We start from the raw sequence: 21,741 nt of genomic DNA on the forward strand, positions 1-21,741 counted from the left end.
GGAGCATGGCGGATATCCAGACATAACCGCGCTTTCCGGTGGCCGCGTTGAGCCGAGCCGTGTTGCGGACCCGGTCGACGCCGCGCATAGTTGCGCTGCGGAAGTGGCAGCACACCGGGGGTGAAATGGGCGATGGCCGGGCGCGGGGCGGAGGAGCATCCACACGGCGCCGACCGACTGTGCGCGGCCGGGGATCGGGTGTATTCCCGTGCCGTACGCCGCGGGCGGGTGCCGCGCACTGATGCCGAGACGGTGCCCTGCCTGCTGGAGCTGGCCCTGCTGCACCCGGACCCGGACGACATGGACTGGCTGGTGCCGACGTCCCCGCAGGAGGTCATGACCAGGCTGCTGCGCGGCGTCTACGACGAGGTCAGCGAGAGCCAGCGGCGGGTGGGCTCGGCGGTCGCCGCCTTCGAGTGGTACGCCGGACTCGGCCGTCAGCTGGGTGCGCTCGCCGCGCCCGCCGAGGGCAGCGCCATCCGGGTGCTGGACGGGCTGTCCCGGATCCAGGCCGCGATGGACGAGGCGACCGAGGCGTGCACGACCGAGGTGCTCACCGTGCAGCCCGGCGGCATCCGCCGGGAGGCCGAGCTGACCGAGGGGCTGCACCGGGCGCTGGCGCTGCGCGGCCGGGGCGTGCGCATGCGGGACCTGTACACGCACGTGGCCCGGCACGGGCAGGGGCTGCTCAACTACCTGGAGCTGATGGGCGACACGGTGGAGGCCCGCACCCTGGACGAGGTGATCGACCGCCTGATCCTCTTCGACCGCACGGTGGCCTTCATCCCCGCCAACGCCGACCGCACGATGGCTCTGGAACTGCGCCACCCGGCCCTGGTCGCCTACCTGGTCACGGTCTTCGAGCGGCTGTGGCGCCTGGCCATCCCGCTCACCGCTCCCCTCCCCGACACCGGCATCGAGGGCATCTCGCACCGCGAGCAGTCCATCGCCGCCCTGCTCGCCGAGGGTCACCAGGACGCGGTGATCGCCGAGCGGCTCGGCATCAGCGTGCGCACCTGCCGCGCCCACATCGCCCGCCTCTCGGAGACCCTCGGCGCGGCCAGCCGCACCCAACTCGGCGTCCGGATCGCCCAGGTCGGCCTGGACGGCCACCGCCGCCCCGGTCCGCCCGCCGGCGCGCTCACGGCTCCTGATCAGCAATCCCCGAGCGTGCGATGAGACAGCCGGGCCGGGCGGTGTGCCGGCCGCCCCGGCGGATCGGGCAGGGCCCTTCGGCCGCGTCGTGTTCCGGCGTCAGGGCTCCTGCTTGAGGATCCCCGACTGGGCGATGAGGAACCCGAGTTGCGCGCGGCTGCCGCTGCCCAGCGCTGTCGCGAGCTTGGCGATGTGGGCCCGGCAGGTGCGGACGTTCATGCCCAGGCGCCGGGCGATGGCCTCGTCGACGTGGCCCTCGACCAGCAGCTTGGCGATGGAGTGCTGGATCTCCGTAATGCCGTCGGGGGCGGTCTCGTAGGGGGCGCCGGCGCTCAGCGGGACCGCGCGGGTCCACATGAACTCGAAGACCTTGATCAGATAGCGGACGAGACCCGGATGCCGGAGTTCGAGGGCGATCTCCCCGTCGTCGCGGGTCGGGATGAAGGCCACGGTCTCGTCGCAGATGATCAGCCGCTCGACGAGTTCGTCGATGGTGCGGTACTCCACCTTGCCGTCGGTGAACTGGGCCACGTAGGCGAGCGTCTCGGGGCTGTAGCGGGCGGGGTGCTGATAGAGCGTCCGGATCCGGCACCCCCGCTCGATCAGGGGTCTGTCCCGCTTCAGCCCCTGGGTGAGGGTGTGTTCGAGGCGGCGGCGGCTCGGCTGGACGGTGAGCATCTCGGTCTGGCACTGGGCCGTGGCCAGATCGAGTGCCGCGTTGATCCGGTCGAGGCCTTCCAGCACGGTGATCGAGTGTGTGGTCGCCGTGGGCTGCGCACTGATGCTCATGAACGGCTCGAAAGCATCGGCCAGTTCGATCGACTGCCGCCTTCGCTGGGTGATCTCCTGCTCGATGGGGGTGAGCCGCTGGGCCAGGGCGATGGAAGGCGGTACCGGGCGGAGCCAGTTCGGGTCGTCGGGGTCGGGATGAAGAAGGGCGAACTCCATCAGACAGGGTGCGGGTTCCGCATCCGCGCGGGCTAGGCGTCCCGTTCGGAGAGCGTTCCCGTAAAGACGGCGTCCGTCCTCGCACAGGTCGGTCAGCCCGTGGGGATGTGTCCGCTTAGTCTCGTTCGTTGCCAAATCTCCACCCCCCAGGGTCCTGAACGTGCAGGAACATGATGCATCGTTTGTGTGGCCATGACGTGCCGGAATGGGCCATCGTCGTATTCGGACGGGGGAGAGGTGACCTTCACATGAGGACGAAGCCGACTATGCGTAAGAAAATGCTTCGCTCGGCGCTTGTCGCCGCCTTCTCCGCCGTGGTGGCCTTCGGGGCGCTGAATGGCCTCGCGGGGACGAAGGCGGACGCGGCGGGCGACAGTACCTGGCGCACGAGCACCGTGTCTGCTGCCGGTGCCGGTGACAGCACGTGGGTCGTCAAGGCCTCCGCTGCTCCGGGCGACAGCACATGGTTCGCTCCCAGGGACAGCACGTGGGTCGCCGAGTCATGACCACTCCACCCGACGACCGCTCCTTCCGTCGCGAAATGGCCACGGCCTACCGCTCCGGCTGGCACTTCATCGACCTGGTCACCGCCATCCCCCACAGTGGTGACTCGCTGATGGTGACCGTGTTCGGAGAGCCGGTCGTCGTCACCCGGGACGACGACGAGGACGTGCGGGCGTACCGGTGCCTGCGCAAGCCGCGTGGCGCGCCCCAGCCGGTGCGGTGCGCCATCCGGTACGGAATGATCTTCGTAAACCTTGACCAGCGGGACCATCGGCTCGTCGAACCGACGGACCAGGACCTGACGAGCATCTCGGCCACCCCCCGCAGTGCCTGACGCGATTCCCCCGTCGTAAAAGATCGCTCAGGTGCTTCCCCCCGCAGCGGCGTCACCGTGACCTGAACACGGTGACGCCGCTGCAGTTTTGTGGGGTATTCCCCGGCATTGCGTGGTATGGGAGCGCTGTCAGGGTGGCTGAATCTTTTCGGCCGCCTCAGCCGTTCCCCAAGGTCCGCTCCACCTCTATCTCGATCACCACGCGCGCCGGATTCGGCCCCGGCGTCCGCTCGTAGCGCTCGGCGTACCGCCGCACCGCCTCCGCGACCCGTTCCGGTTCCGTCCGCACCCGTGCACGTCCTTCCAGCGTGGCCCAGCGCCGGCCGTCCACCTGGCACACCGCCACCCGGGCGCCCTCGGCCCCGGCCGCCCGCACATGCCCCGCCTTCACGCTGGTCCCGTTGGTGATCACCCTGGCCAGCCCGGCCTCCGCGTCGTAGGTCACCCCCACCGGAACCACATGCGGGCTGCCGTCGGGCCGGAGCGTCGTCAGGGTGCACAGGTGGCGTTCTCGCCAGAACTCCAGGTACTGCTCAGAGGGCTTCACCATGCCCCGCAACCTAGCCTTCGCAACCCTTGCCGCCTACCTTGAGCGGAATAGGCTCAACTTTGTGTACGCTGGTTAAGTCAGCAGTGGAGAGTGGCCGAGGAGGAGAACGGACAACGTGGACGCCGAGCTGACCAACAGGAGCCGGGACGCGATCAACGCGGCCAGCAACCGCGCCGTGACCGAGGGGCACCCGGACCTCACGCCTGCGCACCTGCTCCTCGCGCTGCTCGCGGGGCAGGAGAACGAGAACATCACCGACCTGCTCGCCGCCGTGGAGGCCGACCAGGCCGCCGTGCGCGCCGGAGCGGAGAAGATCCTCGCCGGACTGCCCAGCGTGACCGGTTCCACGGTCGCGCCGCCGCAGCCCAACCGTGAGCTGCTGGCCGTCATCGCGGACGCCACCGAGCGCGCCAAGGCGCTCGGCGACGAGTACCTGTCCACCGAGCACCTGCTGATCGGCATCGCCGCGAAGGGCGGCGCGGCCGGGGACGTGCTCAAGCGGCAGGGCGCCGACGCGAAGAAGCTGCAGGAGGCTTTCCAGAAGGCCAGGGGAGGACGCCGCGTGACCACCGCCGACCCCGAGGGCCAGTACAAGGCCCTGGAGAAGTTCGGCACCGACTTCACCGCCGCCGCCCGCGAGGGCCGGCTGGACCCGGTCATCGGCCGGGACCAGGAGATCCGGCGGGTCGTGCAGGTGCTGAGCCGCCGTACGAAGAACAACCCCGTCCTCATCGGTGAGCCCGGCGTCGGCAAGACCGCCGTGGTCGAGGGGCTCGCCCAGCGGATCGTCAAGGGTGACGTGCCCGAGTCGCTGAAGGACAAGCGGCTGGTCGCGCTCGACCTCGGCGCGATGGTGGCCGGTGCCAAGTACCGCGGCGAGTTCGAGGAGCGCCTGAAGGCCGTCCTCGCCGAGATCAAGGAGTCCGACGGGCAGATCATCACCTTCATCGACGAGCTGCACACCGTCGTCGGTGCGGGCGCCGGCGGGGACTCCGCCATGGACGCCGGCAACATGCTCAAGCCGATGCTGGCCCGCGGCGAGCTGCGCATGGTCGGCGCCACCACGCTGGACGAGTACCGGGAGCGGATCGAGAAGGACCCCGCCCTGGAGCGCCGCTTCCAGCAGGTCCTGGTCGCCGAGCCGACCGTCGAGGACACCATCGCGATCCTGCGCGGTCTCAAGGGCCGCTACGAGGCCCACCACAAGGTCCAGATCGCGGACTCGGCGCTGGTGGCCGCCGCCACCCTCTCCGACCGCTACATCACCTCCCGCTTCCTCCCCGACAAGGCCATCGACTTGGTCGACGAGGCCGCCTCCCGGCTGCGCATGGAGATCGACTCCTCGCCCGTCGAGATCGACGAACTCCAGCGCGCCGTCGACCGGCTGAAGATGGAGGAGCTGGCGATCGGCAAGGAGACCGACCCGGCCTCCCTCGCCCGCCTGGAGAAGCTGCGCCGCGACCTCGCCGACAAGGAGGAGGAGCTGCGGGGCCTCACCGCCCGCTGGGAGAAGGAGAAGCAGTCCCTCAACCGGGTCGGTGAGCTCAAGGAGAAGCTGGACGACCTGCGCGGCCAGGCCGAACGCGCCCAGCGCGACGGCGACTTCGACACCGCCGCCAAGCTGCTCTACGGCGAGATCCCGCAGCTGGAGAAGGAGTTGGAGGCCGCCTCCGAGGCCGAGGAGGAGGTCGCCAGGGACACGATGGTGAAGGAGGAGGTCGGCTCCGACGACATCGCCGACGTCGTCGCCGCCTGGACCGGCATCCCGGCCGGCCGCCTGCTGGAGGGCGAGACGCAGAAGCTGCTGCGCATGGAGGACGAGCTGGGCAAACGGCTCATCGGCCAGACCGAGGCCGTGCGGGCCGTGTCGGACGCGGTCCGCCGCTCCCGCGCCGGCATCGCCGACCCCGACCGCCCCACCGGCTCCTTCCTCTTCCTCGGCCCGACCGGCGTCGGCAAGACCGAACTCGCCAAGGCACTCGCCGACTTCCTGTTCGACGACGAGCGGGCCATGGTCCGCATCGACATGTCGGAGTACGGCGAGAAGCACAGCGTGGCCCGGCTGGTCGGCGCACCCCCCGGGTACGTCGGTTACGAGGAGGGCGGCCAGCTGACGGAGGCGGTGCGCCGCCGCCCGTACAGCGTCATCCTGCTGGACGAGGTCGAGAAGGCCCACCCCGAGGTCTTCGACATCCTCCTCCAGGTGCTGGACGACGGCCGCCTGACGGACGGCCAGGGCCGCACGGTCGACTTCCGCAACACCATCCTGGTGCTCACCTCCAACCTGGGCAGCCAGTTCCTGATCGACCCGATCACCAGCGAGGCGGAGAAGAAGGAGCAGGTCCTGGAGGCCGTACGGGCCTCGTTCAAGCCGGAGTTCCTCAACCGGCTCGACGACCTGGTGGTCTTCTCGGCACTGACCAAGCCCGAGCTGGAGCGGATCGCGCAGCTCCAGATCGAGCGGCTGGCCAGGCGGCTGGCCGAGCGCCGGCTCACCCTGGACGTCACCCCCGAGGCGCTGGCCTGGCTGGCGGAGGAGGGCCTGGACCCGGCCTACGGCGCCCGCCCGCTGCGCCGCCTCGTCCAGACCGCCATCGGCGACCGCCTCGCCAAGGAGATCCTCTCCGGCGAGGTCAACGACGGCGACACGGTGCGGGTGGACAGGTTCGGGGACGGCCTGCTCGTGGGACCGCAGACCGGCAAGACCCTGTGACGAACGGCGCCGCCCGGGCCCGTCCGCGATGGCGGGCGGGCCCGGGTCAGTTCTGCAGCTGATTGAACGGCATGTCCTCCGTCAGCAGCATGATCACTGCGACGACGAACCAGACCGCGACCACCAGGCACGCCAGCCACAGGGTCCACAGCAGCCACCGAAGCTCTCTCCTCATGCGCATGCCGTGATCATGCCGCCCGCTGGTCATGACACCGTCACCGGCAGATGACCGGATCGTGTCCGCCCAAGGCTGACAAGGGCGTCGGGGCTTGCCTCCCCCCTCCCCGCATGGGGGAGGATGGCTGGATCCACCATGAAGGGAAAAACACGGTGAGCATCGACCCGTCCTCGATTCCGAACTTCGGGGGCCAGCCCGAACCGCAGCCCCAGGGACCGGCCGGCCCCGTCCTCCCGGATCAGGACCTCGTGAAGCAGCTCCTCGACCAGATGGAGCTGAAGTACGTCGTCGACGAGGAAGGCGACCTCGCGGCCCCGTGGGAGCAGTTCCGCACCTACTTCATGTTCCGCGGGGAGGCCGAGCAGGCGGTCTTCTCGGTGCGGACGTTCTACGACCGCCCCCACCCCATCGACGAGAAGCCGCAGCTGCTGGAGTCCGTCGACGACTGGAACCGCCGCACCCTGTGGCCCAAGGTCTACACCCACACCCATGACGACGGCACCGTCCGTCTGATCGGCGAGGCCCAGATGCTGATCGGCACGGGCGTCGACATCAACCACTTCGTCTCCTCCACGGTCAGCTGGGTGCGGGCCGCGATCGAGTTCGACAAGTGGCTCGTCGAGCAGCTCGGCCTGGAGCAGGAGGTCAACGAGGCGGACAAGCCCGAGGACGACGGCGACGGCGAGTAAGCCCCGCCGCACGGCCTACAGCGGCTCCTGCGCGTACACCACCAGGTACGCGCCGTAGAGACAGCTGAGCCCGGCCAGGCTCGCGACCAGCACGGTCGCGTGCCAGGGCCGGGCTCTCGCCATGCCCGCCAGCCCCCGGGCGAGCGGCAGCAGCAGCGGAAACGCCGGCAGCAGAAACCGCGGCTTGGACTCGAAGAAACCCGAGCCGCCGAGCGCGATCAGCAGCAGTGCCCCGCTGTACACGAGCAGCGGCAGCGGAGCGCGGTCCAGGACCAGCAGCGCGTACAGCACCGCCCCCGCCACGACGAGCGCCAGCGCCACCGGGAACACGAACCGGCCGCCGTGCAGCAGCATCGCGCGCACGAACTCCAGCGAGCCCCGGCCGAAGTCGAACCGCGACCCCCACAGCCGCTGCACCTCGAAGTATCCGCCGAGCAGATCCGCCTTCTGCCGGCCCACCCACAGCACGTACGCCGTCCAGCCCAGCGGGGCGAGCGCCGCGCCCGTCCACAGCCTGTGGGTAACCTTTCCGCGCCGCCGCCACACCTCTGCCCCGGCCGCGGCCAGTACCGCGGCGGCGACCGTGAACCCGTTCGGCCGGGCCAGCCCCGCGAGCGCCGCGAGGACACCGGCCCACAGCCAGTTCCCGGCCAGCACCGCGTACAACGACCAGGCCGCGAACGCGGTCAGCACCGGCTCGGTGTACGCCATCGACAGCACCACCGAGTGCGGCAGCAGCCCCCACAGCAGCACCAGCGCGATGCCGGTGGTCCGCCCGTACAGCCGGGAGCCGACCGCATGGATGCCGGCTGCGGCCACGGCGGCCCCGGTCCACGAGATCAGCAGCCCGGCGGAGCCCCCACCGAGCGGGGCCAGCGCGGTCACCGCCCGCAGCAGCGCCGGATACAGCGGGAAGAACGCCAGGTCGCTGTGCGGGCCGGGATCGTGGGAGGGCAGGTCGTGGCCGTAGCCGTGGGTGGCGATCCCCAGGTACCAGACCGAGTCCCAGGACCGCCCCAGCAGCGTCAGCGGATGCCGGCCGGCGACATGCGCGACGAGGGCGAGCACGGCCACCCCGGCGAGCCGGACCCCCAGGAACAGTCCCACGGCTCGCTGCGCCGGCTTCAGTGTGGTGAGGGGCGGGGCGGGAATGGTACGGGCGTAGGTCACACCACCGCACCCTGCAAGCGCGCGGGTGCGAGCGCGAGCAGGTGACCGCCATCGGGGTCATGGGTTCACCTGTGTCGCGTACACGGGGAAGCGCCGTTGAGTTTCCGGCGCGCTTACAGCGCCCGGAGTCTTTCGGCGGCCTCCCGCAGGACCTCTTCCCGCTTGCAGAACGCGAACCGTACGAACGGTGCCCCGGCCTCCCGGTCGTCGTAGAACACGGCGTTGGGGATCGCCACCACGCCCGCGCGTGCCGGCAGGGTGCGGCAGAAGGCGAAGCCGTCCTTCTCGCCGAGCGGGCGGATGTCGGTGGTGATGAAGTACGTGCCGGCCGGGACGAAGACCTCGAAGCCCGCCTCCGCCAGGCCCTTCGCCAGGATGTCGCGGCGGGCCAGCATGGACCGGCGGAACTCCTCGAAGTAGGAGTCGGGGAGGGCCAGGGCCTCGGCGACCGCGTACTGGAAGGGGCCCGAGGAGACGTAGGTCAGGAACTGCTTCACCGAGCGGACCGCGCTCACCAGCTCCGGCACGGCCGTGACCCAGCCGACCTTCCAGCCGGTGAAGGAGAACGTCTTGCCGGCCGAGCCGATCGTCACCGTGCGCTCGCGCATGCCGGGGAACGAGGCGAGCGGCAGATGTCCGGCGCCGTCGAAGACCAGGTGCTCGTAGACCTCGTCCGTCACCACCAGCAGGTCCCGCTCGACCGCCAGCTCGGCGATCGCGGCCAGCTCCGTGTGCGTGAGGACCGTACCGGTCGGGTTGTGCGGGGTGTTGATCAGCAGCAGCCGGGTGCGGTCGGTGACGGCGGCGCGCAGCTCGTCCAGGTCCAGGCGGAAGGACGCCCCCTCCTCGATGTGCGGGCGCAGCGTGACCGGCACGCGCGTGCCGCCCGCCATCGCGATGCTCGCCGCGTAGGAGTCGTAGTACGGCTCCAGGGCCACGACCTCGTCGCCCGGCTCCACCAGCGCCAGCAGCGCCGCCGCGATCGCCTCCGTCGCGCCCGCCGTGACCAGCACCTCGGTGTCGGGGTCGTACGACAGCCCGTAGCAGCGCTGCTGGTGCGCGGCGATCGCGGTGCGCAGCTCGGGGATGCCGGGGCCCGGCGGGTACTGGTTGCCGCGGCCCTCGCGCAGCGCCCGCACCGCCGCCTCGCGCACCTCCTCGGGTCCGTCGGTGTCGGGGAAGCCCTGGCCCAGGTTGATCGATCCGGTCGACACGGCGAGCGCGGACATCTCCGCGAAGATCGTCGTCCCGAACGCGGCGAGCCGGCGGTTGAGGTGAGGACGTGCACTGGAGGTCATGCCGGTCATCCTGCGCCCAAGCTCTGGAGTTCCTCAACTCTGCTTTGAGCCCTGGGACGGCCGGGCATCCCCCGGTCACCGCGGTCCACGGGGGGCCGCTTCGGGGGAACGGAAGGAGGGTGACGCCATGGCCGTCGGCATCATCTTCATCCTGGTCGTGGTCGCGTTCGTGACCCTCACGGCAATGGCGGGGGCACGGTCCGGCAACCGGCAGCGCAGGGTGTCGCTCGACAAGGGCGGCCGCGGCCGGTCCGGGTCGTACCGCTCGTCGTCGTCCTCGTCGTCGTACGACGGCGGCAGCAACAGCTGGTGGGCGGGCAGCGCCGACTCCGGTTCGTCGGGCGGGCACCACGGGGGACACCACGGCGGCCACCACTCCTGCGGAGGCCACTCCTCCTGCGGTGGGGGCTCCTCCTGCGGCGGGGGTTCTTCCTGCGGCGGAGGTTCGTCGTGCGGCGGCGGCGGGGGCGGATGCGGCGGAGGCAGCTGACACGGGGCAGCTGAGCTTTCGGGGGAACCGCATACGGCCGCACGCGAGCGCCCGCCGGCGAAGGCAACCGGCGGGCGCCCGCCGTCTCGTCCTCGCGCCCGGCGCACGCCATGGTTGAACAGTTGAACTGTGGAGCCCTCTGAGGGATGGAAACCCCACGAAGTTGGGTAAAAACGCGGTGGGGGCGCCTCTGTTCATGATTCCCTCTAAATCGCCAACGCAGCCCCTCGGACGTCCCTGAGACTCCCCACCCGGCCGAGCCGGCTGGGCTGACATGGCCGATCTCCCCCCTCATCGCGTGTTTGCGGAGCCGATCCATGCTCACGACCCTGAACACCTCCTACACCGATACGCGCGCTGCCGACCTGGCCTGGGCTCTGGGACGCGAGCCGCTGCCGGCCCTGGCCACCCTCGATCTGGAACTCACCGGTACCAAGCTCCAGTTGAGACTGCTCGGCGCATCCCACCAGGTGCTGCTGGAGGAGGAGCGGGGCCTGTGCTCGGAGACGGTCGCGTGCATCCCCGGCTCCAGCACCCCGCTGCCGCTCGGCGTCGCCAAGCGGGTCGGCGACTGGGAGTACGAGTTCGCCGCACGCGTCGAGGTGCTCAGCCCCGGCTCGTTCGCGGGCCGCGCCCAGGAGTTGCTGGCCCTCGTCTCCGACCATCCGCACGGCCTCGCGGGCGTCTTCCCGGGCAGCCCGCACGCCTTCACCGCGATGCTGGCCCAGCGCCACGAGGGTCAGGTGCACTGGCGCACCTGGCACGCCTACCCGCAGGACGGCCAGTTGGTGGCCACCCGCACCCGGGTCGGGGCGCGGGTCAGGGTGGCAGAGTCCGCCGAGGACACCGCGCCGACATAAACCCGCCGGGTGTCAACTGCCCCCAGTTCCACACGTGTGGGTGACGAAGCGTGCCGCACATGTGACGTACCGTCGCAACGTGATCGAACCGCACGCCCCCGCGCCGCCGGGCGCCCCGCCCTCCTGGACAGGCCCCGCCCGGCTGCCCGTCCGGCCCGGCACCGGGCGGTTCCTGGTTCTCGTGTGCGTCTTCGTCTGTGCCGCCTGCGGACTCGTCTACGAACTCGAACTCGTCGCGTTCGCCTCGTACTTGATGGGTGACTCGGTCACCCAGGCCTCCGTCGTGCTGTCCGTGATGGTGTTCGCGATGGGCATCGGCTCCCTCGGCGCGAAACGGCTGCGCTGGCACGCGGCGGCCGGCTTCGGCGCGATCGAGACCGTCCTCGCGCTGGTCGGCGGCTGCAGCGCGATGGTGCTGTACGCCGTCTTCGCCTGGACCGGCGACTGGGGCGGGCTGTGGGCCGAGGGCCCGCGCTGCCTCCTGGTCGCCTTCTCCCTCGCCATCGGCCTGCTCATCGGCGCCGAAGTCCCGCTGCTGATGGAGCTGATCCAGCGCATCCGCCACCAGGACGCGGGCGGCGCGGTGGCCGATCTGTTCGCCGCGGACTACGTGGGCGCGCTGGTCGGCGGCCTCGCCTTCCCCTTCCTCCTCCTGCCGTTCCTGGGCCAGTTGACGGGCGCTCTGGTCACCGGCACGGTCAATGTGGTGGCGGGCGGCGCCCTGGTGCTGGGCCTCTTCCGCCGCGACCTGACCTGCCGGGCCCGCTGGACCCTGCTCGTCGTCGGCCTCGTCGTCCTCGGTGTCCTCGCCTCCGCCGCCGCGCTCGCCGACGACTTCGAACGCGCCGCCCGGCACGCCGTCTACGGCGACGACGTCCGGGTCGCCGAACAGACCGGCGTCCAGGAGGTCGTGCTGGCCGGCGGCACCGACGGCAAGCCCCTCGACCTCTTCCTGGACGGCCGGCTCCGGGTCGGCGGCCGCGACGAACACCGCTACCACGAGGCCCTCGTGCACCCCGCTATGTCCGGCGGGCCGCACGCGCGTGTCCTCATCCTCGGCGGCGGCGACGGCCTCGCCGCCCGCGAGGTGCTGCGCCGGCCCGGGGTACGCCGCGTCGACCTCGTCGAACTCGACCCCGGACTGGTCCGCCTGGCCCGCCACGACCCCGGCCTCGCCGCCGCCAACGGCCACGCCTACGCCGACCCCCGCCTCCACACCACCACGGCCGACGCGCTCGCCTGGCTGCGCGGGGCACGGGGACGGTCGTACGACGTCGTCATCGCCGACCTCCCCGACCCCGGGATCACCGCCAGCACCAAGCTGTACTCCCAGGAGTTCTACGGCCTGGCCCGCCGCGCCCTCGCCCCCCGCGGCCGGCTCGTCGTGCACGCCGGGTCCGTCACCACCCGTCCCCTTGTCTTCTGGACGGTGGCCGCAACCCTGCGCGCGGCCGGCTTCGCCGCCTCCCCCTACCGGGTCCTCGGCCACGACTCCGGCTTCCCCGCCGGTCCCGACCGCTCGGCCGGCGCGTCCGGAGCCCCGCACGACTGGGGGTTCCTGCTGGCGGCCGCGGGACACACTCCGCCACCGCTGCGGCTGGGGTCCTGGCAGGCGCACACGCTGACCCAGCGCGACCTGACGGCGGACGGGAGGGCGGCGGCACGGACGCGGATCGAGGGGCTGCCGGCTTCGACGCTGGTGCATCCGCGGTACTGAGAGCCGGTACCGAGGGCCGGAGCCGAGAGCCGGTACGGAGAGCCGGTACTGAGAGCGCCGGTGTCGAGGAGCCGGTTTTCGCGGGGGTACTTTCCGGTCACACCTGGGTAGGCTCAGCGGACATGGAGCACCAGGTCTTCGTCCCGGTCCCGGTCGAGCGGCTCAAGGACGCCCTCGCCGATCCCGCCCAGGTCGCCCGCGCCATCCCCGGCCTGCAACAGGACGCCGGTGCCGAACCCGTCGCCGGACGCCTGAAACTGCGCGTGGGCGGACACTCCGTCACCTACCGCGGCACGGCACGGGTGACCGCCCGCGAGAACGGCACGTACACCGTCGAGGCCGACGCCACCGAGGCCCGCGGCACCGGCGCCGTGAAACTCAGCCTCACCCTGAGCCTCGCGGACACCGAGGGCGGTACGACGGTCAGGGCCGAGGGCACGGCGGACGCGGACGGCCGCATCGTCGAGCTGCCGCCGGACGCGGTGAGCGCGGCGGCGACCCGTCTGCTGAACCGTTTCGTGGAGAACCTGGCGACGACGGAGGCGCCGGGGGAGCAGACAAGGACCGCGGGGAAGCAGGGGCCCGAGCCCGAGACCGAGCACACCTCCGTCTTCGACACCGAGGTCCCGCAGCCCTCGCTGGACCCGGCGGCCGACCGTCTCTCGGAGGACTTCGCCGACACCGGTGAGCCGCCCGCCGAGGCCGCGCACGCGCGCCGGACGATGATCGGCCGCAGCGCCGAGGAGGTCGACCACGCCCCGCCGCGCGGGCGTTACGCACCGGTTCCGGCACCGCAGACGGTCACGGCGACGTCGGCGCTGCGCTGGGCGGCGCCGGCGGCGGCGTTGGCGGTGGCGTCCGCGATCGTGGTGGGCCGGGCGCTGCGCAGGCGTCGCTGAGCCAGGTTCCGGAGTTGCTGCCCGTACTCGCGGTCCCGACCGGTCTGCCCAGTAGTGTCATCCCGTGAGTAACGAAGACATCACGCTGACCGCAGGTGACGCAGAGGTGCACGTCAGCCCCGCCGACGGCGGCCGTATCGGCAGCCTCAGGATCGGCTCCCTGGAACTGCTGAGGCAAGGCCCCCGCTTCGGCTGCTTCCCGATGGTGCCCTGGTGCGGCCGCACCAGGGACGGCCGTTTCCTGGACGGCGGCACCGTGCGCCAGATGCCGCTCAACTCCCCGCCGCACGCCATCCACGGCACCGCCCGCGACGGCGCCTGGCGCACCGCGCGCGCCTCGCAGCACGAGGCGGTGATCACGTACGAGCTGGTCGACCCCTGGCCGCACCCCGGCCGCGTCACCCAGAGCGTCGTGCTCGCCGAGGACAGCCTGACGCTGACGATGTCCGTGGAGACGTACGACGACTCCTTCCCGGCGCAGATCGGCTGGCACCCCTGGTTCAACCGGAACCTCGGCGGCGAGGACGTCACCCTCGACTTCAAGCCCGCCTGGCAGGAGGAACGCGGGGACGACCATCTGCCGACCGGCAACCGGATCGACCCGAAGCCCGGCCCCTGGGACGACTGCTTCGGCATGCCCGGCGGCGTCGACGTCACCCTCACCTGGCCGGGGCAGCTGGAGCTGAAGGTGGCCAGCCGCGAGGAGTGGGTCGTCGTCTACGACGAGCAGGCCGAGGCCGTGTGCGTGGAGCCGCAGACCGGTCCGCCGAACGGCCTGAACACCCTTCCGCGCCTGGTCACCCCGCTGGAGCCGCTGGAGGCGACGACGACCTGGAGCTGGCGGCGCCTTTAAGCTGGGCGGCATGACGGAAGTACGTGGCGCGCTGCTGCAGCAGATCAAGGACAAGGCCGTGGTGCACGGCAAGGTGACCCTCTCCTCGGGTCTGGAGGCCGACTACTACGTCGACCTGCGCCGCATCACCCTCGACGGCGAGGCCGCCCCGCTGGTCGGCCAGGTCCTGCTGGATCTCACCGCCGACCTGGAGTTCGACGCGGTGGGCGGGCTCACCATGGGCGCCGACCCGGTCGCCGCGGCCATGCTGCACGCCGCCGCCGCGCGCGGGAGGAAACTCGACGCGTTCGTCGTACGGAAGGCCGCGAAGGCGCACGGTCTGCAGCGGCGCGTGGAGGGCCCGGACATCGCGGGGCGGCGGGTGCTCGTGGTCGAGGACACCTCCACCACCGGCGGCTCCCCGCTCACCGCCGTGGAGGCGGTGCGCGAGGCCGGCGCGGAGGTCGTCGCCGTCGCGACCATCGTGGACCGGGCGACCGGTGCCGCAGAGAAGATCGAAGCCGGCGCAGGTGTTCCGTACCGTTTCGCCTTCTCGAAGGATGAACTGGGTCTGGACTGACGACGCGGATTGACCTGGACTTGACCGGCGCATGGACCTGCGGTCCATGTCTGGAAAGATGGGACCGACGACGACGTCGAATCCCCAGGTCTAGGTCAGGGCCGTAACGCACCAAGCCGACCCGCAACACCAAGGAGCGGACAGATGCCCATCGCAACCCCCGAGGTCTACAACGAGATGCTCGACCGGGCGAAGGCAGGCAAGTTCGCCTACCCGGCCATCAACGTCACCTCGAGCCAGACCCTGAACGCGGCGCTGCGCGGTTTCGCGGAGGCGGAGAGCGACGGCATCGTCCAGATCTCGACCGGCGGCGCCGAGTTCCTCGGCGGCCAGTACAGCAAGGACATGGTGACCGGCGCGGTCGCCCTCGCCGAGTACGCGCACATCCTCGCCGAGAAGTACCCGGTCAACATCGCGCTGCACACCGACCACTGCCCGAAGGACAAGCTCGACGGGTACGTACGTCCGCTGCTCGCGATCTCCGAGGAGCGCGTGAAGGCCGGCCGCCACCCGCTGTTCCAGTCCCACATGTGGGACGGCTCCGCCGAGACCCTCGCCGACAACCTGGAGATCGCGCAGGAGCTGCTGGAGCAGGCCCGTCGCGCGAACATCATCCTGGAGGTCGAGATCACCCCGACCGGCGGTGAGGAGGACGGCGTCTCGCACGAGATCAACGACTCCCTGTACACGACGGTCGAGGACGCCATCCGTACGGCGGAGGCCCTCGGTCTCGGCGAGAAGGGCCGCTACCTGCTGGCCGCCTCCTTCGGCAACGTGCACGGCGTGTACAAGCCGGGCAACGTCGTGCTCCGCCCCGAGCTCCTGAAGGAGCTGAACGAGGGCGTGGCGGCCAAGTTCGGCAAGCAGTCCCCCTTCGACTTCGTCTTCCACGGCGGCTCCGGCTCCACCGAGCAGGAGATCCTCACCGCGCTGGAGAACGGCGTCGTGAAGATGAACATCGACACGGACACCCAGTACGCCTTCACCCGTCCGGTCGCCGCCCACATGTTCCAGAACTACGACGGCGTCCTGAAGGTCGACGGCGAGGTCGGCAACAAGAAGGCCTACGACCCGCGCACCTGGGGCAAGCTGGCCGAGGCGAGCATGGCCGCGCGTGTCGTCGAGGCCACGAAGAACCTGCGCTCGGCGGGCAACAGGATCAAGTAAGCGGTACCCCTGCGGTGGGCCCGGCGGCTGTCCTTGCCGCCGGGCCCGCTGTATACCTGGGGGGTGTCCGACGTCCGGTTGGCCTCGCCCCAGGGCAAGTGGATCCTGCTCACGACGGTCCTCGGCTCCAGCATGGCCATGCTGGACTCCACCGTCGTCAACGTGGCGCTCCCGCGCATCGGCCGCGACCTGGACGCGAGCCTGGCCGCGCTGCAGTGGACGGTCAACGCGTACATGGTCACGCTGGCCGGTCTGATCCTGCTGGGCGGCTCGCTGGGCGACGACTTCGGCCGCCGTAAGGTCTTCGTGCTGGGCGTGGTGTGGTTCGCGGCGGCGTCCCTGCTGTGCGGCCTGGCACCGAACCCGCCCGTCCTGATCGCCGCCCGGGCCCTGCAGGGCATCGGCGGCGCGCTCCTCACCCCCGGCTCCCTCGCGCTCATCCAGTCGTCCTTCCACCCCGACGACCGGAGCCGGGCCGTCGGCCTGTGGTCCGGCTTCGGCGGGATCGGCGCGGCGGTCGGCCCGTTCCTGGGCGGCTGGCTGGTGGCCGGCCCCGGCTGGCGCTGGGTGTTCCTGCTGAACGTCCCGCTGGCGCTGCTGTGCGTGCCGGTCGCGGTGCGGCACGTGCCGGAGTCGTCCGCCGGGGGCCGCCGGGGCCGCTTCGACGTGCTCGGCGCGCTGCTGGGCGCCCTGGCGCTGGCGCTGCTGACGTACGCGCTGATCGAGGCGCGGACGGGCACGGTCGCGGTCGCGCTGAGCGCGGTCGCGGGCCTGGTGGCGGCGGTGGCCTTCGTGCTGGTCGAACGGCACCGTCCGGCCCCGATGCTCCCGCCGGACATCTTCGCCTCGCGCCAGTTCACGGCGGTCAACCTGGTCACCCTGTGCGTGTACGCGGCGTTCGGCGGCTTCTTCTTCCTCACCGCGCTGCAGCTGCAGGTGGTGGCGGGCTACTCGCCGCTGGCGGCCGGTACGGCGTTGCTGCCGACCACCGCCCTGATGCTGCTCTTCTCCGCCCGCTCGGGCGCCCTGGCGGACCGTACCGGCCCGCGCCTGCCGCTCACGGTCGGTCCCCTGCTCTGCGCGGCGGCGATGCTGCTGATGCTGCGGGTGGGGCCGGGCGCGGACTATCCGACGGACGTCCTGCCCGCATTGCTGGTGATGGGGGCGGGGATGGTCACCCTGGTGGCCCCGCTGACGGCCACGGTCCTCGCCTCTGTCGACGCCACCCGGGCGGGCCTGGCCAGCGGCATCAACAACGCGGCGGCGAGGGCGGCGGGCCTGGTCGCGGTCGCGGCGCTGCCGCTGCTGGCGGGGATGGGGCCGGAGGCGTACCGGTCGCCCACTGCGTTCGACGCGGCGTTCGACCGGGCGATGCCCATGCTCGCGGGGACGCTGCTGCTGGGCTCGGCCCTCGCTTTCGCCCTGGTCCGCCGACCGCGCCCCGGCTGCCTGCGCCCGGAGTGCAGGATGCACGGCAATGTGACTGCGCCGCCTCTGGAGGGGGAACGGAGGCGGTAGGCGGGGTCCGGGCTTCGACTGAGGGTGACCCCTCCGGGGCAGGCACCCCGCCGGCGCGGGCAGGCGAACATCACCCCCGGCCCGCACCGGCACGGGTACCCGCAGGACGAGCCCGCACATGCACCTGTGCGAGAAACTGAACCCATGACGATTCACGAGAACCTCCTCGGCGGCCCGCCCCCCACCCATCTCCCCGACGACCCCGAGCCCCGCGAACAGCTCGCGGCCGGTACCGCCCCCGCGGACGTCGCCGCCAAGTACCCCACCTCCTCCCTCGCCTGGGCCCAGCTGGCCGACGAGGCGTTCGAGCGCGGCGCGGTCGTGGAGTCGTACGCCTACGCCCGTACGGGCTACCACCGCGGCCTGGACGCCCTGCGCCGAGGCGGCTGGAAGGGCCACGGCCCGGTCCCCTGGGAGCACGAGCCGAACCGCGGCTTCCTGCGCGCCCTGCACGCCCTCGCCCGCGCCGCGCAGGCGATCGGCGAGCAGGAGGAGTACGAGCGCTGCTCGCAGTTCCTGAAGGACTCCTCCCCGACGGCGGCCCAGACCCTCGGCTAGCCGGACCGCACGGTGTGGCCCGTCTGGCAGCGGACGGGCCTTGCCGTAGCCGAGGCGATTGCGGAGGATTCCGGGTGGGGACCGGGGCCCCCGTGCCGGAATCGGCAGGGGCGGACCGCTACCCGGAGTAACAACAGGAGACAGCGATGTCCCAACAGGCTCACCCCCTTCCCGAGGCCGAGCCCGAGACCCCGCACCTGGACTTCGCGGGTACGACGCCGTACGAGGACTACGTCAAGGCGGACGTGCTCACCCACCTCCAGCACACCCTCTCCGACGATCCCGGAGAGATGGTCTTCCTGGTGACCACCCAGGTCATGGAGCTGTGGTTCACGGTCATCGTGCACGAGTGGGAGACCGCGGCGAACGCCCTGCGCTCGGACGACGTACCGACCGCGATCGCCGCGCTGAAGCGTTCCGTGCGCGAGCTGGAGGCGCTGAACGCCTCCTGGAAGCCGCTCGGCCAGCTCACCCCGGCGCAGTTCAACTCGTACCGCAGCGCCCTCGGCGAGGGCTCCGGCTTCCAGTCGGCGATGTACCGCCGCATGGAGTTCCTGCTCGGTGAGAAGTCCGCGTCCATGCTCGTCCCGCACCGCGGCGCACCGCGCGTCCACGCGGAACTGGAGAAGGCGCTGCACGAGCCGAGCCTGTACGACGAGGTCGTACGCCTCCTCGCACGCCGCGGCCACGCGATCCCGGACTCGGTGCTGCGCCGGGACGTCTCCCGGCGCTACGAGCCCTCGGACGCCGTGGAGGCGGCCTGGACCGCCGTCTACGCGGGGGACGAGAGCGATGAACTCGCCCGGCTGGGCGAGGCGTTGACCGACGTGGCCGAACTGGTGTGGCGCTGGCGCAACGACCACCTGGTCGCCACCCGCCGCGCGATGGGCGCCAAGGCCGGCACGGGCGGTTCGGCCGGCGTGGCCTGGCTGGAGAAGCGCGCCCGGAAGAACGTGTTCCCCGAGCTGTGGACGGCGAGGTCCCATGTCTGAGCTTGTTCTGCGGGCGGAGAAACTGGACGCGGCGGACGAGCTGGCGCCGCTCAGGGACCGGTTCCTCCTCGACACCGGGTCCGGTCACACGGCTGACGCCGCGGGCGTGTACCTGGACGGGAACTCCCTGGGTGCCCTGCCCGCGCAGGTACCCGAGCGCGTGGCGGACGTCGTCCGCCGCCAGTGGGGCGAACTGCGCATCCGGTCCTGGGAGGAGAGCGGCTGGTGGACGGCGCCGGAGCGGATCGGCGACCGGATCGCCCCGCTGGTCGGCGCGGCGGCCGGGCAGATCGTCGTCGGCGACTCCACCAGCGTCAACGTCTTCAAGGCGCTGGTCGCGGCGGTACGGATGGCCGACGAGGACCGCACCGAGATCCTGGTGGACGCCACCACCTTCCCGACGGACGGCTACATCGCCGAGTCCGCGGCCCGCATGACCGGCCGCACGCTGCGTGCCGTGACCCCGGCCGAGGTGCCCGCCGCCCTGACCGGCCGTACGGCCGCGGTGCTGCTCAACCACGTCGACTACCGCACCGGCCGCCTCCACGACCTGCCGTCGCTGACGTCGGCCGTCCACTCCGCCGGCGCCCTCGCGGTCTGGGACCTGTGCCACAGCGCCGGCGCGCTGCCGGTGGGCCTGGACGAGCACGGCGTCGACCTCGCGGTCGGCTGCACCTACAAGTACCTGAACGGCGGCCCCGGTTCACCGGCGTACCTGTATGTGCGCCGCTCGCTCCAGGACCGCTTCGACTCCCCGCTTCCGGGCTGGAACTCGCATGCGGAGCCCTTCGGGATGCGGCCGGAGTACGCCCCGGCGCCCGGCGCGCTGCGCGGGCGCGTGGGCACGCCGGACATCCTGTCGATGCTGGCGCTGGAGGCGGCGCTGGACGTCTGGGACGGGGTGTCGGTCGACGCGGTGCGCGCCAAGTCGCTGGCCCTGACGGACTTCTTCCTGGAGTGCGTCGCGGCGTATGTGCCCGAGGGGCGCGTCGAGTGTCTGACACCGGTGGCCCATGAGGAGCGCGGCAGTCAGGTGGCGCTGCGGTGCGCGGACGCGGGGGATGCCATGAAGCGGCTGATCGAGCGGGGAGTGGTCGGTGACTTCCGGGCGCCCGACGTGCTGCGCTTCGGTTTCACACCGCTGTACGTGGGATTCGCGGACGTGGAGCGGGCGGCGCGGGTGCTGGGGGAGGTGCTGGGCGGGGCTTAGGGGGTGTCGTTTGGATCGGGCCGGCCGTGACGAGCGGTGCCGGCCGGCGGACCCGCGACGCCGGGGTGATCCAAACGACACCCCCCAGGCGCCCCGGGCAGGGGACGGACGCGGGAGGGCCGACCTCGCTGCACCGCGTCCGTTTCCGCGCGGCCGTCCGCCGTGCCGACGCCGGCCTTGGCCGGGGCGCCGGCCTGTGCACCAGCACTTCCGCGACCGGGCGGTGTACGCGGCGCCGGCCGGGCCGTAACCCCGTGTCCGCGCACGTCATCGGCCTGGTACCTTCCCGCCAACGGCCGATTGTCTCCACCTGGTCCGTCTTACTGGGTCCGCCAAACGCGTTTCATCGCTGAGAGGTTGAAGCATGCCGGACGACGCCGCAGCAGCCCGCGCTGCCGCCGAAGAGGAGTCGGCCTTCTCGCACCCCCCGGTCGACCCCGACGTCACGTCCGCGTACGGCAGCCACCCCGACCAGGTGATCGACTTCTACGCTCCCCGGACGGCGCCGGACTCCCCGGCCCCGGTGGTGGTCGTCCTGCACGGCGGCGCCTGGCGCGCCCGCTACGACCGGCGCCACATCACGCCCTTCGCGGACTACCTGGCCCGCAGGGGCTTCGCGGTGGCCAACGTCGAGTACCGGCGCGGAGGCGAGCCCCTGATCCCCGGACAGAGCACGGGTGACGGCGGTGACGCCACCCCTGTGGCCGGCCGCTGGCCCGACACGTTCGACGACGTCGCGGCCGCCCTGGACGCCCTCCCCGCCCTGATCCGCGAGGCCCTCCCGCAGGCCGACCCGCGCCGCACCGTGCTGACGGGTCACTCGGCCGGAGGCCACCTCGCCCTGTGGGCCGCGGCCCGCCACGTCCTGCCCGCGGGCTCCCCCTGGCGCACCGGCCGGCCGGCACCGCTGCGCGGGGTCGTCGCCCTCGCCCCGATCGCGGACTTCGAGGTCGCCGAGAAGCTGGCCGTGTGCGGCAACGCGAGCATGCAACTCCTCGGCGGCCCCGAAGCGTTCGCCGAGCGCCGCCCCTGCGCCGACCCCGTCCTGCTCCTGCCGACGGGCATCGCGACGACGCTCGTGCAGGGGCGTACGGACCGGGAGGTGCCGCAGGCGGTGGCCGAGTCCTACGCGGACGCGGCGGCGAAGGCCGGGGAGGTCGTGGGCCTGACGCTGCTGGAGGACGTGGGCCACTTCCCGCTGATCGACCCGGCGGCGGACGCGTGCGCGGTGGTGGCCGAGGAGATCGCCCAACTGGCGTGGTGACGGGGGGTCTCCGGCGGGGCGTCTCGGGCACCCGGTGATACCCGTAGTACCTGAGAGCTACCCCGCAGGACAGCTCCCTGGTGTGACGCCGGCGACAGCCCGCGATCCCTAACTT

General features: G+C 71.8%; 22 protein-coding genes. 17 read left to right on the plus strand and 5 right to left on the minus strand.

Annotated features, from left to right (window positions below):
• Nucleotides 1–132 precede the first annotated feature (132 nt).
• Nucleotides 133–1,179 (plus strand): helix-turn-helix transcriptional regulator, encoded by a 1,047-nt coding sequence (locus ACZ41I_RS33270; RefSeq protein ID WP_363216108.1) that lies wholly within the window; start codon nt 133–135, stop codon nt 1,177–1,179.
• Nucleotides 1,180–1,254: 75 nt separating this feature from the next.
• On the opposite strand, the gene ACZ41I_RS33275 is transcribed toward ACZ41I_RS33270, so the two are convergent.
• Nucleotides 1,255–2,238, minus strand: coding sequence for a helix-turn-helix transcriptional regulator (locus tag ACZ41I_RS33275; RefSeq protein ID WP_399766262.1), 984 nt, complete (start codon nt 2,236–2,238; stop codon nt 1,255–1,257).
• A 113-nt stretch (nt 2,239–2,351) separates the two neighbouring features.
• On the opposite strand from ACZ41I_RS33275, the gene ACZ41I_RS33280 reads away from it, so the two are divergent.
• Nucleotides 2,352–2,609, plus strand: a complete 258-nt coding sequence (locus ACZ41I_RS33280) for a hypothetical protein (protein WP_363216110.1) — start codon at nt 2,352–2,354, stop codon at nt 2,607–2,609.
• Nucleotides 2,606–2,941 (plus strand): hypothetical protein, encoded by a 336-nt coding sequence (locus tag ACZ41I_RS33285; RefSeq protein WP_363216111.1) that lies wholly within the window; start codon nt 2,606–2,608, stop codon nt 2,939–2,941. Before ACZ41I_RS33280 ends, ACZ41I_RS33285 begins: the two co-directional genes overlap by 4 nt.
• A gap of 157 nt (nt 2,942–3,098) precedes the next feature.
• Here the strand turns inward: ACZ41I_RS33285 and ACZ41I_RS33290 are convergent, their stop codons facing one another.
• Complete coding sequence (locus tag ACZ41I_RS33290) at nt 3,099–3,491, minus strand: pyridoxamine 5'-phosphate oxidase family protein (RefSeq protein WP_399766257.1); 393 nt, start codon at nt 3,489–3,491, stop codon at nt 3,099–3,101.
• A 115-nt stretch (nt 3,492–3,606) separates the two neighbouring features.
• Here ACZ41I_RS33290 and clpB point away from each other — a divergent pair, with 115 nt between their 5' ends.
• Complete coding sequence (clpB, locus tag ACZ41I_RS33295) at nt 3,607–6,204, plus strand: ATP-dependent chaperone ClpB (RefSeq protein ID WP_363216113.1); 2,598 nt, start codon at nt 3,607–3,609, stop codon at nt 6,202–6,204.
• A 46-nt stretch (nt 6,205–6,250) separates the two neighbouring features.
• Here the strand turns inward: clpB and ACZ41I_RS33300 are convergent, their stop codons facing one another.
• Nucleotides 6,251–6,385 (minus strand): hypothetical protein, encoded by a 135-nt coding sequence (locus tag ACZ41I_RS33300; protein WP_363216114.1) that lies wholly within the window; start codon nt 6,383–6,385, stop codon nt 6,251–6,253.
• Between the two features lie 149 nt (nt 6,386–6,534).
• On the opposite strand from ACZ41I_RS33300, the gene ACZ41I_RS33305 reads away from it, so the two are divergent.
• Nucleotides 6,535–7,071: a type III secretion system chaperone family protein gene (locus tag ACZ41I_RS33305; protein ID WP_363216115.1), complete on the plus strand. Its 537-nt coding sequence runs from the start codon at nt 6,535–6,537 to the stop codon at nt 7,069–7,071.
• Nucleotides 7,072–7,086: 15 nt separating this feature from the next.
• Here ACZ41I_RS33305 and ACZ41I_RS33310 read toward each other — a convergent pair whose 3' ends face one another.
• Nucleotides 7,087–8,241 carry a hypothetical protein gene (locus ACZ41I_RS33310; protein ID WP_399766250.1) on the minus strand — a complete coding sequence of 385 codons (1,155 nt, stop codon included), beginning with the start codon at nt 8,239–8,241 and terminating at the stop codon, nt 7,087–7,089.
• Between the two features lie 113 nt (nt 8,242–8,354).
• Nucleotides 8,355–9,548 carry a pyridoxal phosphate-dependent aminotransferase gene (locus tag ACZ41I_RS33315; protein ID WP_468515802.1) on the minus strand — a complete coding sequence of 398 codons (1,194 nt, stop codon included), beginning with the start codon at nt 9,546–9,548 and terminating at the stop codon, nt 8,355–8,357.
• A gap of 118 nt (nt 9,549–9,666) precedes the next feature.
• Here ACZ41I_RS33315 and ACZ41I_RS33320 point away from each other — a divergent pair, with 118 nt between their 5' ends.
• From ACZ41I_RS33320 to ACZ41I_RS33375, 12 genes are all read left to right on the plus strand, one after another.
• The gene (locus ACZ41I_RS33320; RefSeq protein ID WP_468515803.1) at nt 9,667–10,029 is read left to right on the plus strand and encodes a hypothetical protein; all 363 of its coding nucleotides are present in this window, start codon (nt 9,667–9,669) and stop codon (nt 10,027–10,029) included.
• Between the two features lie 317 nt (nt 10,030–10,346).
• Nucleotides 10,347–10,889: a DUF2617 family protein gene (locus ACZ41I_RS33325; RefSeq protein ID WP_363216132.1), complete on the plus strand. Its 543-nt coding sequence runs from the start codon at nt 10,347–10,349 to the stop codon at nt 10,887–10,889.
• Between the two features lie 79 nt (nt 10,890–10,968).
• Nucleotides 10,969–12,606: a polyamine aminopropyltransferase gene (locus ACZ41I_RS33330; RefSeq protein ID WP_468320756.1), complete on the plus strand. Its 1,638-nt coding sequence runs from the start codon at nt 10,969–10,971 to the stop codon at nt 12,604–12,606.
• A gap of 122 nt (nt 12,607–12,728) precedes the next feature.
• Nucleotides 12,729–13,505, plus strand: coding sequence for an SRPBCC domain-containing protein (locus ACZ41I_RS33335; RefSeq protein ID WP_468515804.1), 777 nt, complete (start codon nt 12,729–12,731; stop codon nt 13,503–13,505).
• Nucleotides 13,506–13,569: 64 nt separating this feature from the next.
• Nucleotides 13,570–14,358 (plus strand): aldose epimerase family protein, encoded by a 789-nt coding sequence (locus ACZ41I_RS33340; protein WP_363216135.1) that lies wholly within the window; start codon nt 13,570–13,572, stop codon nt 14,356–14,358.
• A 10-nt stretch (nt 14,359–14,368) separates the two neighbouring features.
• Nucleotides 14,369–14,917, plus strand: coding sequence for an orotate phosphoribosyltransferase (gene pyrE, locus ACZ41I_RS33345; RefSeq protein WP_363216136.1), 549 nt, complete (start codon nt 14,369–14,371; stop codon nt 14,915–14,917).
• A gap of 144 nt (nt 14,918–15,061) precedes the next feature.
• Nucleotides 15,062–16,084 carry a class II fructose-bisphosphate aldolase gene (fbaA, locus tag ACZ41I_RS33350; RefSeq protein ID WP_363216137.1) on the plus strand — a complete coding sequence of 341 codons (1,023 nt, stop codon included), beginning with the start codon at nt 15,062–15,064 and terminating at the stop codon, nt 16,082–16,084.
• Nucleotides 16,085–16,147: 63 nt separating this feature from the next.
• A complete protein-coding gene (locus ACZ41I_RS33355) occupies nt 16,148–17,602 on the plus strand; it encodes an MFS transporter (protein WP_468515805.1) in 1,455 nt (484 codons plus the stop codon).
• 144 nt (nt 17,603–17,746) lie between these two features.
• A complete protein-coding gene (locus ACZ41I_RS33360; RefSeq protein ID WP_363216139.1) occupies nt 17,747–18,160 on the plus strand; it encodes a DUF3151 domain-containing protein in 414 nt (137 codons plus the stop codon).
• A 146-nt stretch (nt 18,161–18,306) separates the two neighbouring features.
• Nucleotides 18,307–19,152 (plus strand): tryptophan 2,3-dioxygenase family protein, encoded by an 846-nt coding sequence (locus ACZ41I_RS33365; protein ID WP_468515806.1) that lies wholly within the window; start codon nt 18,307–18,309, stop codon nt 19,150–19,152.
• Complete coding sequence (kynU, locus tag ACZ41I_RS33370) at nt 19,145–20,362, plus strand: kynureninase (protein ID WP_363216141.1); 1,218 nt, start codon at nt 19,145–19,147, stop codon at nt 20,360–20,362. Before ACZ41I_RS33365 ends, kynU begins: the two co-directional genes overlap by 8 nt.
• Nucleotides 20,363–20,726: 364 nt before the next feature.
• Nucleotides 20,727–21,626 carry an alpha/beta hydrolase gene (locus ACZ41I_RS33375; RefSeq protein ID WP_468515807.1) on the plus strand — a complete coding sequence of 300 codons (900 nt, stop codon included), beginning with the start codon at nt 20,727–20,729 and terminating at the stop codon, nt 21,624–21,626.
• Nucleotides 21,627–21,741: the final 115 nt, after the last annotated feature.

The sequence above is a fragment of the Streptomyces sp. NPDC030799 genome, from assembly GCF_055572255.1.

Excerpts from the sequence above, each read along its gene's own strand:
- kynU (WP_363216141.1), top strand. The coding sequence starts at position 19,145 with ATGTCTGAGCTTGTTCTGCGGGCGGAGAAACTGGACGCGGCGGACGAG.
- ACZ41I_RS33325 (WP_363216132.1), top strand. The coding sequence starts at position 10,347 with ATGCTCACGACCCTGAACACCTCCTACACCGATACGCGCGCTGCCGAC.
- ACZ41I_RS33315 (WP_468515802.1), bottom strand. The coding sequence starts at position 9,548 with ATGACCGGCATGACCTCCAGTGCACGTCCTCACCTCAACCGCCGGCTC.
- ACZ41I_RS33360 (WP_363216139.1), top strand. The coding sequence starts at position 17,747 with ATGACGATTCACGAGAACCTCCTCGGCGGCCCGCCCCCCACCCATCTC.
- ACZ41I_RS33365 (WP_468515806.1), top strand. The coding sequence starts at position 18,307 with ATGTCCCAACAGGCTCACCCCCTTCCCGAGGCCGAGCCCGAGACCCCG.
- ACZ41I_RS33290 (WP_399766257.1), bottom strand. The coding sequence starts at position 3,491 with ATGGTGAAGCCCTCTGAGCAGTACCTGGAGTTCTGGCGAGAACGCCAC.
- pyrE (WP_363216136.1), top strand. The coding sequence starts at position 14,369 with ATGACGGAAGTACGTGGCGCGCTGCTGCAGCAGATCAAGGACAAGGCC.
- ACZ41I_RS33320 (WP_468515803.1), top strand. The coding sequence starts at position 9,667 with ATGGCCGTCGGCATCATCTTCATCCTGGTCGTGGTCGCGTTCGTGACC.
- ACZ41I_RS33270 (WP_363216108.1), top strand. The coding sequence starts at position 133 with ATGGCCGGGCGCGGGGCGGAGGAGCATCCACACGGCGCCGACCGACTG.
- ACZ41I_RS33375 (WP_468515807.1), top strand. The coding sequence starts at position 20,727 with ATGCCGGACGACGCCGCAGCAGCCCGCGCTGCCGCCGAAGAGGAGTCG.
- ACZ41I_RS33280 (WP_363216110.1), top strand. The coding sequence starts at position 2,352 with ATGAGGACGAAGCCGACTATGCGTAAGAAAATGCTTCGCTCGGCGCTT.
- ACZ41I_RS33335 (WP_468515804.1), top strand. The coding sequence starts at position 12,729 with ATGGAGCACCAGGTCTTCGTCCCGGTCCCGGTCGAGCGGCTCAAGGAC.
- ACZ41I_RS33300 (WP_363216114.1), bottom strand. The coding sequence starts at position 6,385 with ATGCGCATGAGGAGAGAGCTTCGGTGGCTGCTGTGGACCCTGTGGCTG.
- ACZ41I_RS33285 (WP_363216111.1), top strand. The coding sequence starts at position 2,606 with ATGACCACTCCACCCGACGACCGCTCCTTCCGTCGCGAAATGGCCACG.
- fbaA (WP_363216137.1), top strand. The coding sequence starts at position 15,062 with ATGCCCATCGCAACCCCCGAGGTCTACAACGAGATGCTCGACCGGGCG.